The organism is Cyclobacterium sp. SYSU L10401 (assembly GCF_010993705.1).
GTDB lineage: Bacteria > Bacteroidota > Bacteroidia > Cytophagales > Cyclobacteriaceae > Cyclobacterium.
In genome coordinates this window covers 643213-656886 of record NZ_WOFO01000001.1, presented here as the reverse complement: position 1 = coordinate 656886, position 13674 = coordinate 643213, and the positions used below count along the sequence as shown (strand labels likewise).

Sequence of the window (13674 nt, the reverse complement as noted above, 5' to 3'; positions counted from 1 at the left end):
GTTTATTCATTTTGTTTAGAAAGACTTTTCAGGGGTTTATCTTCTAAGCTACGGTTAAGCAAGTAAGCCGAAATGCCCTGGTTGTTGATTCCTACGAGAAGAATTTTAAGGTAAGACAGGTCAATCACCTCCATTGATTTCACATCTCCGCTAAAAGACAATCCGGAGTCAGCCGTTTTTACATAGGTAAAGCTTCCATTTCCATTTCCCCTAAATAACTGGCCGAAATTAGCATCCATCACACCCAATCTCAATCTGGCTGTATTCTGATTGCCTCCCAGGATAAAATCCAGGTTGCCATCCTGGTCGTAGTCCAGGACAGTAATGGCCTCCACAGGTGCATACTGGGCTTCTACAGGCAATTCCCGAACCCGAAATTTCCCGTTTGTATTTTCCAGGTATAGGGTATTTAGTTCGTTAATAACCAATTTTTCAGCGCTCTCTAACTGCTCCCTGGATAAAATATCTTCGATTTTTGCTTCAGAAAAGGAGGCATAATCGGTAAACTTACTTCGCATTCCATACATCTGGTCCAGGAGTTCATCCCTGCTCATAAACGGATAAGCTTCTCCTTTAATATAATGTGTCAAAATGGGATCCACTGAACCGTTACCATCAAAATCCCCATATACAAGGGTAAGCGGCTCCTGGCCATTTGCCTTCAGCTGGCTATTTCGTCCAAAATTACCAACCACCAGGTCCAGGTCACCGTCCTTATCAAAGTCGGCAGCCTTTACCACCGTCCACTTACCCAATAAAGGCTGGTCAAAATACGCTTTAGTGGCATTTTCAAAACCCTGCCCCTGTTGGTTGAGAAAAATACTTATGGGTGCCCAATCTCCAACCAGCAACAGATCTTCCCATCCATCTCCATTCAAATCCAATACCTCCGCATCAGTGATCATTCCAAGGGATGAAAGCTCTGGAAAAAGTACTTCGGTTTTATCTTCGAAATTCCCCTGACCATCGTTTAGTAAAATAAAGGATGGTGCAGCTTTGGGATATTGACCGGGAACTGCCCTGCCTCCAATAAGGAGATCCAGATCCCCATCTTTATCCATGTCCATGGCTTTTACCACGGATCCACTGCTGCCTGGTCCAGGCAGTGCACCTGCCGCTTTTTTAAATTTACCACCACCTTGGTTGATATAAAGCTTATCCTGCAATTCCGGGGAATCCCGTGTATAGTCGTGATAGCCTCCACTTACAATATAAAGGTCCGGCAGACCATCTCCATTGGCATCAAAAAACAAGGCATCAGCAGTGGCACTTTGGCTGTCTTCCTCCAGGTCCAACCCCTGAGATTCTATAAACTTACCATTCGAAACCTGTAAAAACAGCTTTCCGGACTTCCCTTTTGCGCCTCCTACAAAAACATCCATAAAACCATTTTGGTTTACATCAGCCACTGCCAAAACAGGACCTGTAGGAGAAAGCATATGGCTCAATAAAGGCTGGCGCTTGAAATCATTGTACCCAGGCTCCATGTGTTCAAAATTGACGGGCGATACGATAGGGGTAAAAATGGCTTGTTCTTTTTCTGCTACCTGATCCATAATGGTCTGAGCATCATTTTCATCCAAAACCAGAAAACTATTGGCCTTTACTCCCTTTAGCCATTGTTCTTTGCCCAAGGGCCAGGCGATATGTAAAGAATCTACCACTTCTGTTTCACCTAACCCTACATGAATTTTATGGCTTACAGAAGACTGAAAACCTCTGGTGGGTTGCTGCTCAAAGTACTGCATCTCCTGACCGGAATATACTGTGATTTTCGCCCCTATACCGGAAGTATTCATTCCATTCCCCTGAAGTTTTATTTGCAGGAAGTTTGGTGTTTTACCACCGGATTTTAGCGTGTTTTTGAAAATTCCAGAGGCCGCATTGAGGTGGTTGACCACCAGGTCCAGGGCACCGTCATTATCCAGGTCAGCATAGGCTGCTCCATTGGAAAAACCAGGTGCTTCAAACCCCCAATCCTCAGACATGTCGCTGAAGGCGATGCCACCTTCATTCTTATACAAGTAGTCATGAATCGGTGTGGATTCCATGCTGGTCACCAGGTGAAGTGTATCCGCCTTCTCACCATCCCTTGCTTTACTGAAATAATAGTCTCCTTTATATTTTAAAAAGTCCCTGTTGGTGTAATCCCTATAATAGCCATTGCTTACAAACAGATCCTTCCAGCCATCATTGTCAAAATCCGCAAAAAATGCGGCCCAGCTCCAATCTGTATTTGAAATACCAGCAAACTGGCCCACCTCACTGAAAAACCCTGCTCCCTGGTTGACATGCAACATGTTCCGCATGTTTTGATGATAAAATCCCTCCATCACCATCAGGGCATATTGCTCATAATTTTCGGGTCCATACAACAATTTCTGCCGCTTGTTATCCTCTGGCAGCATATCCAAAGTAAAGATGTCTGATAGGCCATCATTATTGATGTCACTGATATCTGAACCCATGGAAAAATAGGAAATATGTTGCAAATAATCGGTCAGACTTTCTGTAAATGTGCCGTCTCCATTATTGAGATACAGGTAGTCTGGTTCAATATAATCATTGGACACGTAGAGATCAGGATATCCGTTTCCGGAAATATCTGCAGCTGCAATGCCCAAACCGAAACCCATGGAATTTCCGATAATCCCTGCCTGTTCACTGATATCCTTAAAATACCCCCCGTCATTCCTGAATAATTTATCGCCCGAAAAAGGGTTCCGATCTTTCCTTTTGGCATTAAAATCAATTTCATTGATCACCTGAGTATTGTGATTGAGCAGGTACATGTCCAGGTCCCCATCCAGATCGAAATCAAAAAACAAAGCCTGTATGCTATTGGCAGGGTCTGCCAGGCCATATGCTTCGGCAGATTCTACAAAGGTTCCATCCTTTTGATTGATAAACAATTGGTTTCTCCTGGATGCTGCAGGGCCCTTTCCGGAATAACACACATAAATGTCCAGGTAGCCGTCCCCGTTGATATCTACCATGCTTGTACCAGTGGTCCATGCCTGTTTTCCTTCCACCCCGGCAGCTCGTGTAATGTCTTTGAATTTAAAATCCCCCTGGTTCAAATACAGCTTGTTTGAAGTCATGTTTCCGGTAAAGAAAATATCGTCCAAACCATCATTATCAATGTCTCCTATAGCCACGCCTCCCCCGTTATAGAAATATTCATAGGTGAGTATGTTGGAAAATTGATCCTCTTTCAGGTTATTTTGAAACTTAACCCCTGTTTTTCTGGCAGGTAGTTTTTCAAAGCCCTGGGCTAAAGTCCCCCAAACAGGAAGGGAAACCAAAAATACAAGCCTAAACATATGTTTGTTAAAGCATTCCATATTCAATCCATTGTGCAAAATTGAGCCTTTTCGGAGCCCAAACTTATTCCCTTTAATACGAGTAAATCTACATTTTTCCAGCCGGGAACACAATAGCAGTCAAAATTGTCATGAAACTTTCTTCCAGGCCTCAGTTTTCAGTTAACCTGACTTGTCCAGTAAGAATTATTCCCAATTATAAGTATATTGAATGAATTTGAAATCATATTTGAACGAGGAAATGAAGAAAAAGAAGGGGTTTTATTGGGGTTTCATTTACCTGATCGCCTGGTTTGCATGTGCAACTTTATCCTGCCAGGAAAAAAAGAACAGTTCCCTGGTATGGGAAGCCGGTTTTCCGGTCATAGGATCTCAATCTTCTCTGCGTTCAGCGGACTTAAATGAAGATGGGGTTTTGGACTTTGTAATTGGTGCAGGCAAAAATGAGTTCGAATACAGTGAATATGGCATATTGGCCATCAACGGGAAAAATGGCGAATTGCTATGGCATGCCCCAACGGTGGATCAGGTGTATGGGTCTGCTACATTTCATGATGTGAATCAGGATGGGGTACCGGACATTTTCATTGGAGGAAGAGGCCCCCATCTCAAAAGCATTGATGGGCGATCAGGTGGCCTGATATGGGAATATGACAGCAGTAAATACATGAACCATCCCGTATTGAAACACGCCAGATTTAATTTCAATAACAGCGTTCTGGTACCCGATCAGAATGGAAATGGTATGCCGGAGTTACTTGTCAGCAATGGCGGGAATGCCAGAGCAGCACCTTTTGAGACGGAGGAAAGGTATCCTGGAATTCTGATGGTCATAGATGCATTGTCCGGGGAAATTTTGGCTGCGGATAGCATGCCCGATGGCAAAGAAACCTACCTGTCACCCTTGATATTGAATCAAGGAAAAAACCATAAACCCATGGTAATCTTTGGGACTGGAGGTGAAACCATTTCCGGAAGCCTTTACCTGGCCATGCTGGAAGACCTGATGAAAAACGATCTTTCCAATGCCAGGGTACTGGTTACTGAAAAAAATCATGGTTTTATTTCTCCCCCGGTATTGGCTGATTTGGACCGGGATGGTTTTTTAGATATTATCGCCATTTCTCATGCCAGTACCATCACAGCCCTGTCTGGAAAGTCTTTTGATGTTCTCTGGCAGCAACAGATTCCTGACACGGAAAGTAGTAACAGCTTTGCCGTGGGTCAATTTACATCCGATGAGGTACCTGATCTATTTACATTTGTTAGCAAGGGGATTTGGCCGGAAAACACCGGATCCATCCAGGTATTGATTGATGGAAAAACAGGCGATGTGGTCAAAAAGGAAGCGTATGGTTGTACCGGATTTTCATCGCCTATAGCCTATGATTTGAATAAGGATGGGACAGATGAAGTGATATTCAGTATCAATGAATTTGACTGTAATCGAGCCATTGACGACAGGTCTGCATTTACCATTGAAAATAAGTTAGTCTTAATGGATTTTAAATCCGATGAGCTACACATTCTGGATCAGTCCAAAGGTTTTAAAAACATATTTTCTACCCCCTGGTTGGGAGACATTGATAGGGACGGATACCTGGATTTGGTTCATTGTCAATATTTCAGCCATACCGATATCCTTTCCTTTCTTGGTATGAAAGTAAAGAGAATAGACCTGCCCATCAGAATGAAAGACAAACCGGTCTGGGGAGCATTTATGGGATCAGATGGAGACGGCGTCTACGCAAAATAAAGGGGCGCCCTGGAAAGGCACCCCTTAAAATCACTATTGTTTCAATCATGGCTTATTAATCAGCCGTATCCCACCATACCCTGGTGGTGAAGATATCAGGCAAGGTGGCACCTGCCTGGAAGTTTTCATTCGTAGCTGCCTCAGCAGCAGGATACCTGAGCTTTCTCATGATCTGGCCCTGGGTTACATTCCCGGGGTAATTGGTTGGTGTCAATTGAGGATATCCTGTCCTTCTCCAGTCAGACCAGGCTTCCCACCAATTGAAAAACTTACTCACCCACATTTGTTCGCCAATCATTTCCAGAGCAGGTTTTTCGGCACCATATGGATGCCTGGCCAAATAAGCATCGACCTGGGCATCGGATATGGATAGTGACTCATCAAAAGGCGTATACATCTGCATGGCACCTTTTACGCCCTGGTTATAATGCTGCCCTGCAGTACCTGAAATCCCGGATCCAATCCCACGCTCCAATGCCTCAGCCTGTAAAAAGGCTGATTCTGCATAATTCATCAGCATGTAGGGACTATCTCGCTGCAACATCAGGTAATTGATCCTCGAGTAAGTAGACACCTGGTCTACCGGCCCTCCCTCTATTTCTTCCAATCCGGCAGCATCAAATCCATTGGGCATGCCTTTTTGTTCCAAAGGATTGGTATTGGTAGGTGTCCAGGATACAGCTGACCAATCTGCAATACCTCCGCTAAGGACCATCAATCTGGGATCTACTTCATCAGCCGTGGTGGCATCAGCTTTCAGCCAATCTACCAAAGTCTCACTTAAATAACCGGGTTGACCACCATCTCCAGGAAAAAACGCCCTGGAAATACCATTTTGGTTGATCCACAGACTAGGACCTTCTGACATGGGTACCCAGGCATTGTCATCGTTGCTTTGCATCACTCCTCCGGCGATGGCCTTGGTCACATACTCATCAGCTAATTGAGGTGCTGCATCAGAAACCCTCATGGCCAAACGCAACATCAGGGAATAGCCAAAACGCTTCCATTTGTCAATATCACCATCATAGATGATATCCGCCCTGGCAAAACCATCATCCGGGTTGGAAGCACTTATGGCTGCTGTTGCTTCTTCCAATTCCTGTAAAAGGTGGGGATAAATTTCAGACTGGGGATCATATTCCGGAAAGAAAACTCCCTCCATCCCCTGCAAAGCATCAAAATAAGGGATATTGCCATAGAAATCTGTCAGCCTGTGAAAATTCAGCACACGCATGATTCTGGCAGCATTTCTGGTGTTGATCTTATTCCCTTCATCGTATCCTCCGGGGCCTGTCTGTCGGATCACTTCCGAAATATTCTTTAATGCATCTCCATAGAAAAATTCGAATGGCGCATTGTTGGACTCGAAATTTTCAGTGTATTTATCCCCTGGAGCAATCCCCCCACCGGCATTTGCCAGGTGCTGGATCAGGTAGGCGGTCATGCCTATATTGGTCCGCCAGTCAATGTACCGGTTATCCCCTGCCGAACCGCCTGAAGCGGATCCCAGTTGAGCTGCAGTAAACATGAAGTTGAGATCAATTTCGTTTACTGCCTGGGGATTGATATTCAGATCGTGCAATTCTTCTGTATCACAACTGAACAAAGAAATGCAGACTGCCAAACCAAAAAAGAGAAATCTATTTATAATTTTCATGGTATTTTTTCCTTTAGTGATTAAAACGTTGCCCTTACATTGAATCCAAATGTCCTGGTCTGTGGCATACCGAAGTAATCCAGTCCTTGACCATTTCCTGAAGAATATCCTGACTCAGGATCAATGTTTTCTACATTTTTCCAAAGAATGGATAGGTTACGCCCGACGAAAGAAAGGTTCAGGTTGGTAAATGGCGTTTTATCTAATATGCTTCGTGGGAAATTGTATCCCAATGTCACCTGCCTTAACTTGGCAAAAGAACCATCGTAGATGAAATAGTCCTGCACCCTGTTTCCCATTTGGTTCCAATAATTATTGGCCTCCCCAGGAGCAAGCGTCTTGGTAAAGGACTCATAAATAGGATCCCCGTCTGCATTGGTACCAGACTGTATCACACCGGATACGCTCAGTGGCTCCTCCCCTGCTCTTCCCTGCAGGGTCTGCTTGTGCAGTCCCCATTGCGTAAGGCGGACATTGGTACCGGAATATAGATCTCCCCCAATTCTGAAATCCACAAGGGCAGAAAAATTAAAACCCTTAAAAGTAATGCTATTATTTATCCCTCCGGTCCAGTCAGGAATACCGTTCCCAATGACCTCCATCTCATCGGATTGAACCGGTGCCCCGTTTTCTTCAAATACAGGCTGTCCATCAGGAGACTTCTTCTGTACCCATCCGGCCAGTACTCCGAATGGATAACCGGTCCTGTGCTGTACGAAAACCGTTCGCGTTCTGGGCTCCTCTACATTCAGGATACTACTGCCTTCAATTAAGGAAACTACTTCATTCCTGTTTCTGGCCACATTAAAGGAGATATCCCAACTGAAATTATTGGTCCTTACCGGAGCACCAGTAAGTAAAATTTCCACCCCTTTGTTCTCCATTTCTCCCAAATTGACCAAAGTAGAACCAAAACCTGAAGCCCTGGAAACCTGGGCATTCAATTGATCATCCGTACTGCGCTGCTGGTAATAGGTGAAATCAAGTCCCAACCTGTTCTGGAAAAAACGAACATCAAAACCCATTTCAATTTCTGTGGATAGCAGGGGCTTTAAAAACCGGTTTGGAATGGTACCTGCATTGCCTCCTGCAGTAGCAAAAGAAGCCATGGCTACCTGGTTTCCGCTGTGATCAATGGCAGGCGCACCCAATAGAGAATAAACATTCTGTATCTGGTAAGGCCCTACAGTAGAGTTTCCTACCCTGGCCCAGGACCCTCTGATCTTACCAAAACTCAACCAAACAGGTAATTCCGTCAGGGCATCGGAAAACACAAAACTACCACCAATGGAAGGATAGGTAATATCATTGAACTGCGGATCCAAAACTGAGAACCAATCTGTTCTGCCAGTCGCAGTCAAAAACAGGATGTTCTTATAGCTCACCTCTGCAGATCCAAAAACAGAATTGATTCCCCAGCCAGAATAGCCATATCCAAAGTTTCTGGTAACGGTATTGTTGATGGCATGGAAGAAAGGCACATTAAATCCCTGACCATTGGCTGAAATGGTTTCATCTTCTCTTCTCATCCTGTTGGCTCCAATAAAGGCATTCACTCCAAAGTCACCAAACTCCCGGTTATAGCCTAGCATGGCTTCCAGGTTAATTTCATTTACCCTTCGCTCACTTTCATTCATGCTGCCATTTCGTTCATAACCTGTTCCTTGCGGGGTCAGGGTAGTTCCTCTTCGGGTAAACCAATCCATCCCTGCTCTTCCGGAAAGGTACAGGTGATCGGTAATGGCATATTTCAATGACCCCGAAGTAATGATCCTGTCTCGGGTGTCATTGATAGACAATTGATGCGTAGCGAAATATGGATTTTGCCCCCAGGGATTATTGGTCATCAGGTATTCTTCCTGTTCGGCAAATCCCCAGGTGCTCAACAGCGCCGGATCGGTGCCTACAGGAATGGTTCCTAACCTGTTGGGATCTCCCTTACCCCATTCCACGTTTACATTGGGGGGCAGTGCAAATATGGACTGGAAGGCATTTCCAGGTGAATCCGATAACCTCGGCCTGTTTTGAGTCCTTTCATTGGAATAAAGCACTTTGGCGTCAAAAGTAAGCTTTTTACCAAATTTGCCATTGGTGGCTATTGACATGTTCAACCGGTCAAAACCAGCATTGGGAACCACAGATGAACTTCTCATATCGGTGGCATTAAACCGGAAAGTCTGGGTATCGCTTCCCCCTGAGAGAGAAATACTATTGGTATAGGCAGCTCCGGTCTCGTAAAACCGGTTCCAGTTATCTCCCGCATATACATAAGGTCGTTCTACGCCATCAAAATGCATGGCTGTACCGGAACCCAATCGTTCTCCCCAGGCCTCGGTACCCCAGTCATATCCCTGCCGGACGGTAGTGGGTCTTACCGCTTCGCCGGTTATCTGGTCACCCTGAAATCTTCCCGAACCAAATTCAGTCTGTAAGTCTGTCTGGTTGTTGATCCTTTCAAAAACCACATTGGAGTTGATCTCTACTCCAATACCCCTTTGAGCTGTACCCCTTTTGGTGGTGATCAAAATCACACCATTTGCAGCCCTGGAACCATAAAGTGCGGCAGCACTGGCCCCTTTCAGTACAGACATGGATTCGATATCATCGGGGTTGACACTGGTCATACCATCACCCTGATCCGCACCTCCCCAGACTCCTGCCTGACCAAAGTTGGTATTGTCCATAGGGATACCATCAATTACATATAAGGGTTGATTTCCACCCTGAAGGGAGGTATTACCCCGGATGATGACACGGGAAGAACCCGCCGGCCCAGAAGCTACGTTGCTCACGTTTACTCCAGCTACCCGGCCTGCCAACTGGTTGGCAATGTTGTTTTCGCGTGCTTGGGTGAACTCTTCTCCTCCCACTTCAGTGATCGAATACTGCAAGGCCCTTACATTTCTCTCAATTCCCAGGGCGGTAACCACCACCTCAGAAAGTTCCGCAGCATCCTCAGCCAGGCTGATATCTATGCTGGAGCGGTTACCAACGGTTTCCTCAACAGTCTGAAAGCCAAGAAAGGAAAAAACAAGTACAGTTTCTCCCCCTGGAACATTCAGGCTGTAGTTTCCATCCACATCTGTGGCGGTACCGGTAGATGTTCCCTTAATCAGTACCGATACACCCGGAAGCGGCATCCCATCGGTTTGATCGGTCACCTTCCCGGATACAGTTTGAGCCAAAACAGTACCCCCGAGAGCGGTAAGCATTGTCAGGCAGACAATAAGTAATAGGTTTTTCATAAACGGATAATTTTGGATTTAAAATGACAATTACCCTGCTAACCCTTATCAAAATTGTTTACACCAATGGTCTTTACTAGAAACCCATGTCATCCAAAATACGAAATTTCAAATTGTAAGATCTTCAGTAACACCCAATATTGTAGGTTTAAAGTCTTGACAAACGGTCAATAAGAGCAATATTTATCTGAAATGTAGAATAATCTGAGAAATAAAAAAAGGTTTGACATGAATATTTTACTTCGTAAAAATTACATGATTGGTCAAACAATAATTGATAAGGGTATTTTACCAGTTTGTCTCAAAAAGAAAATATTCGAAAAATAATAAATCAGTTTAAACCCAACTCTATCATATAACAGCTTAAAAATATTCAAATCTCCTGTGAAAAAACTTAATTTTTATCAACTGATAAAAATCCTGAGGTGATCAAATATTGCACTTCAATACACACCAAAAAAATATTTCATCTGTTTATAATTTTTTTTTATTGGTCAGATGGAATCTTTGACGATTAAAATAATCATTGCCCTGTGTGTTTAATGATGATTTTAATCGAGTCGATTTCATATTTTAATTTTATAACTTAACCCGTTGGCATGGATGGATAATTTGTCCATCCAGGGTTTAAAATTTGCTTTATTCTTTACCTGTAGGGCATACAGCACCCCATCAAATACTAATAAAAAAGCCCCTTGAAGCATGACGGCATTTCCAAAACCGATCAGCTGATTTTTTTGTTGTCTTTTACCTCTTTCCTTCAAATACAGCCCCCCTGCCATATACCCTAAATCCAGGGCCGCATTGAAAAGTAAAATTTTCTCCGTTTTATGTTGGGCCTCCAGACTTTCCCACAAACCTTTATTTTCCTGATGGCGCCTGGCATTGAAATAACCCAGTCCGGCAATGGCCAGGTTGACCGTGTTCCAATACATATTCATTTGGTGAAACCCCTTCCTGGCACCCGTGGTCCTTGAGGCACCGATTCCTCCCCAAACGATATTCCCCACTGCCCAGGAACCAAGAACGAGCATACCATTGCTTTCCAGCCTCTTTCTCTCCTCATTGATGGAAGGTATAGAGGATTTGTTCTGACCTTTGCAAATGATTCCGATAAACATCCCAGCCAATACAAACAGCGTTTTTAACTTCATTTGTCTATTGTTTATAAAATTATCCTATCTGGTTTTAATTTAAATATATTTTTATCCAAACCAGCTACACATCAAAAGGTTTATTAGTAGCAATGTACCTGATATACCCATATCTTTGTTTCTGAATTGACAAAAACAGCAGCTTAATACGTTAAAATGCAAGAACCTGATATCAAAGACAATTTAAAACAAACCCTAAACACCTTCAAGAGTACCGGCTGCCGGCTGGTTGCTGTGAGTAAAACCAAGCCAGTATCAGACCTGGAAGAGGCTTATGCTGCGGGAATCCGGGATTTTGGGGAAAATAAGGTGCAGGAATTGGTTGAAAAAGCCGATCAATTGCCAGGGGACATCCGTTGGCACATGATTGGACATCTTCAGCGCAACAAGGTGAAATACATCGCCCCTTTTATCCACCTGATTCACAGTGTGGATTCCCTGCGCCTTTTGAAGCAAATAGATAAAGAAGGAAAAAAGGTAGAAAGGGTGATCTCTTGCTTGCTTCAGGTGCATATAGCCAAAGAAGAAACCAAATACGGATGGGACGAGAAGGAATTGATGGACTTCCTTTATGGAGAAGAAATCAAAGGAATGAAAAACATTCAAATACTGGGCCTCATGGGAATGGCCACCCTTACAGACAATTCCGAAACCATCAGGAAGGAATTTAAAGACTTGCACCGCTTGTTTACCCAACTAAAGAGTCAGCCTCTTCCCGAACAGGTTCAGTTGAGTGAATTGTCCATGGGGATGAGCGGGGACTACCTCATTGCTCAGGAAGAAGGAAGTACCATGGTCCGGATAGGTAGTGCCATTTTTGGCGCCAGAAACTATACCTAAACTAAAAAACATGAAAACAGAACGGATTTTACAAGTCTCTGCAATATTCGGTGCCCTGGCTGTGATTTTTGGTGCCTTTGGTGCCCATGCCCTGGAACCTTTTTTGGTAGAAACGGGTAGGTTGGACACCTACGAGACTGCAGTGGATTATCATTTTTACCACAGCCTTGCACTGCTGATGGTGGGCATACTGACCAGGCTATATCCTGATAAGAAACGATTGGTCCTGAGTGCCTGGTTTTTTGTGGCCGGTATTTTGATTTTTTCTGGAAGCTTGTATGCTCTTTGCCTTAGCCAGATAAGTTTGTTGGGAGCCATAACCCCCTTGGGTGGTCTGGCCTTTATTTTGGGATGGGTATTATTATTATTATTTAGTTTTGGCAAAGTAAATCAAAGGTAAAATATGGTTAAAAAAACCTTTATGGTCCTCGTCATTTTTTGTTGCTTGCAGGCGAAGGCTAATGCCCAGGATGCCAAATCAATCATTATCGGCCTTGACCAGCTTCTCGGAGAGGGTACTTTTTTTGATAACCACCTCACCGGATTCATGCTTTATGACCTGGATAGCCAGCAGATACGTTATGACAAAAATGGCCATTTGTATTTTATCCCAGCTTCCACTACCAAGCTTTTCACTTTTTTTGGTTCTCTCATGGTATTGGGGGATAGCACCACCTTTTTGCGATTCCTGCCTGAGGGGAATAAAGTAACCATATGGGGAACAGGGGACCCATCATGGAAATACCCCTCCCTACCAAATCCCGAACTGAAAAAATTCCTATCCAAGTACGATACGGTGTATTATTCCGGTAGTAACTGGAAAGATGAAGCTTTTGGCTATGGCTGGCAATGGGATGATTATTATTATTCCTATTCTCCGGAAAAGTCACCCATGCCTTTATTCGGGAATTTAGTCCAGGCAAGAAATGTAAACAACAGGCCGGTGATCAGTCCCTCTCTGTTTAAAATTGAGGCTACTGAAAAACCTGTCAAAAATGTGCAAAGGGACTGGCACAGCAACAGTTTTTTTTACAATCCCCGAACCTATAACGGAAGAGACACCAAGGTTCCCTTTATCATCTCTGACGAAATATTTGCAGAGATTGCCAGCAAAGACTGGGAAATACCAGTGGTATTATCTAATGAAAAACTACCTCCGGATCATTTTATTTTGAAAGGTATTCCCACCAAAGCCTTGTACAAGGAGATGCTCCTGGAAAGTGATAATTTTATTGCAGAACAGCTTTTGTTACAAATTGCTGATGAAGTTCACCGGGAATTGAACAGTGAAAAAGCCATTGAATACCTGAAAAAAACCTACTTGTACGACCTTCCGGATGACCCTCAGTGGGTAGATGGCTCGGGCCTATCCAGGCACAACCTTTTTACGCCCAGAACCATGGTAGCACTGGTAGAAAAAATCTACCGGCTTTTCCCTGATGAGGAGCTCTTTGGCCTGCTACCCACCGGAGGCAGAACAGGCACCCTGAAGTTTAATTATCAAGCCCCCGTCCCCTATGTGATGGCAAAGACCGGCACCATCAGCAATCACCACAGCATGGTGGGATTTTTAAAAACCAAAAAGAATAAAATATATGCCTTTGCCTTTATGAACAACAATTACCCCCATAAAGCCTCCGTGGTCCGGAATCAAATGGAAAAAGTCTTGCTTTATATCAGGGATAATTTTTAAATT

Annotated in this window: 8 protein-coding genes; 4 read left to right on the top strand and 4 right to left on the bottom strand. The window is 44.0% G+C overall.

Features of this window, described 5'->3' with window-relative positions:
* Positions 1-2: 2 nt before the first annotated feature.
* Positions 3-3323 carry a VCBS repeat-containing protein gene (locus GL182_RS02710; RefSeq protein WP_163378011.1) on the bottom strand — a complete coding sequence of 1107 codons (3321 nt, stop codon included), beginning with the start codon at positions 3321-3323 and terminating at the stop codon, positions 3-5.
* 211 nt (positions 3324-3534) lie between these two features.
* Between GL182_RS02710 and GL182_RS02705 the strand changes: the two genes are divergently transcribed.
* Entirely contained in the window at positions 3535-5079 is a 1545-nt protein-coding gene (locus GL182_RS02705; RefSeq protein WP_240469528.1) for a PQQ-like beta-propeller repeat protein, read from the top strand.
* A 55-nt stretch (positions 5080-5134) separates the two neighbouring features.
* On the opposite strand, the gene GL182_RS02700 is transcribed toward GL182_RS02705, so the two are convergent.
* The 3 genes from GL182_RS02700 to GL182_RS02690 form a co-directional block, all read right to left on the bottom strand.
* Complete coding sequence (locus tag GL182_RS02700; protein ID WP_163378010.1) at positions 5135-6739, bottom strand: SusD/RagB family nutrient-binding outer membrane lipoprotein; 1605 nt, start codon at positions 6737-6739, stop codon at positions 5135-5137.
* Positions 6740-6759: 20 nt separating this feature from the next.
* Positions 6760-9984, bottom strand: a complete 3225-nt coding sequence (locus GL182_RS02695) for a SusC/RagA family TonB-linked outer membrane protein (RefSeq protein WP_163378009.1) — start codon at positions 9982-9984, stop codon at positions 6760-6762.
* Between the two features lie 566 nt (positions 9985-10550).
* The gene (locus GL182_RS02690) at positions 10551-11138 is read right to left on the bottom strand and encodes a DUF6992 family protein (protein WP_163378008.1); all 588 of its coding nucleotides are present in this window, start codon (positions 11136-11138) and stop codon (positions 10551-10553) included.
* Positions 11139-11294: 156 nt separating this feature from the next.
* Between GL182_RS02690 and GL182_RS02685 the strand changes: the two genes are divergently transcribed.
* The 3 genes from GL182_RS02685 to GL182_RS02675 are packed head-to-tail and all read left to right on the top strand — an operon-like array spanning position 11295 to position 13671.
* Entirely contained in the window at positions 11295-11978 is a 684-nt protein-coding gene (locus GL182_RS02685) for a YggS family pyridoxal phosphate-dependent enzyme (protein ID WP_163378007.1), read from the top strand.
* A 10-nt stretch (positions 11979-11988) separates the two neighbouring features.
* Complete coding sequence (locus tag GL182_RS02680; RefSeq protein WP_163378006.1) at positions 11989-12378, top strand: DUF423 domain-containing protein; 390 nt, start codon at positions 11989-11991, stop codon at positions 12376-12378.
* A 3-nt stretch (positions 12379-12381) separates the two neighbouring features.
* Positions 12382-13671, top strand: coding sequence for a D-alanyl-D-alanine carboxypeptidase (locus GL182_RS02675; RefSeq protein ID WP_163378005.1), 1290 nt, complete (start codon positions 12382-12384; stop codon positions 13669-13671).
* The last annotated feature ends 3 nt before the right edge of the window (positions 13672-13674 follow it).

Coding starts and splice junctions, on each gene's coding strand:
- GL182_RS02710 (WP_163378011.1), bottom strand. CDS start 3,323: ATGTTTAGGCTTGTATTTTTGGTTTCCCTTCCTGTTTGGGGGACTTTA.
- GL182_RS02705 (WP_240469528.1), top strand. CDS start 3,535: ATGAATTTGAAATCATATTTGAACGAGGAAATGAAGAAAAAGAAGGGG.
- GL182_RS02700 (WP_163378010.1), bottom strand. CDS start 6,739: ATGAAAATTATAAATAGATTTCTCTTTTTTGGTTTGGCAGTCTGCATT.
- GL182_RS02695 (WP_163378009.1), bottom strand. CDS start 9,984: ATGAAAAACCTATTACTTATTGTCTGCCTGACAATGCTTACCGCTCTC.
- GL182_RS02690 (WP_163378008.1), bottom strand. CDS start 11,138: ATGAAGTTAAAAACGCTGTTTGTATTGGCTGGGATGTTTATCGGAATC.
- GL182_RS02685 (WP_163378007.1), top strand. CDS start 11,295: ATGCAAGAACCTGATATCAAAGACAATTTAAAACAAACCCTAAACACC.
- GL182_RS02680 (WP_163378006.1), top strand. CDS start 11,989: ATGAAAACAGAACGGATTTTACAAGTCTCTGCAATATTCGGTGCCCTG.
- GL182_RS02675 (WP_163378005.1), top strand. CDS start 12,382: ATGGTTAAAAAAACCTTTATGGTCCTCGTCATTTTTTGTTGCTTGCAG.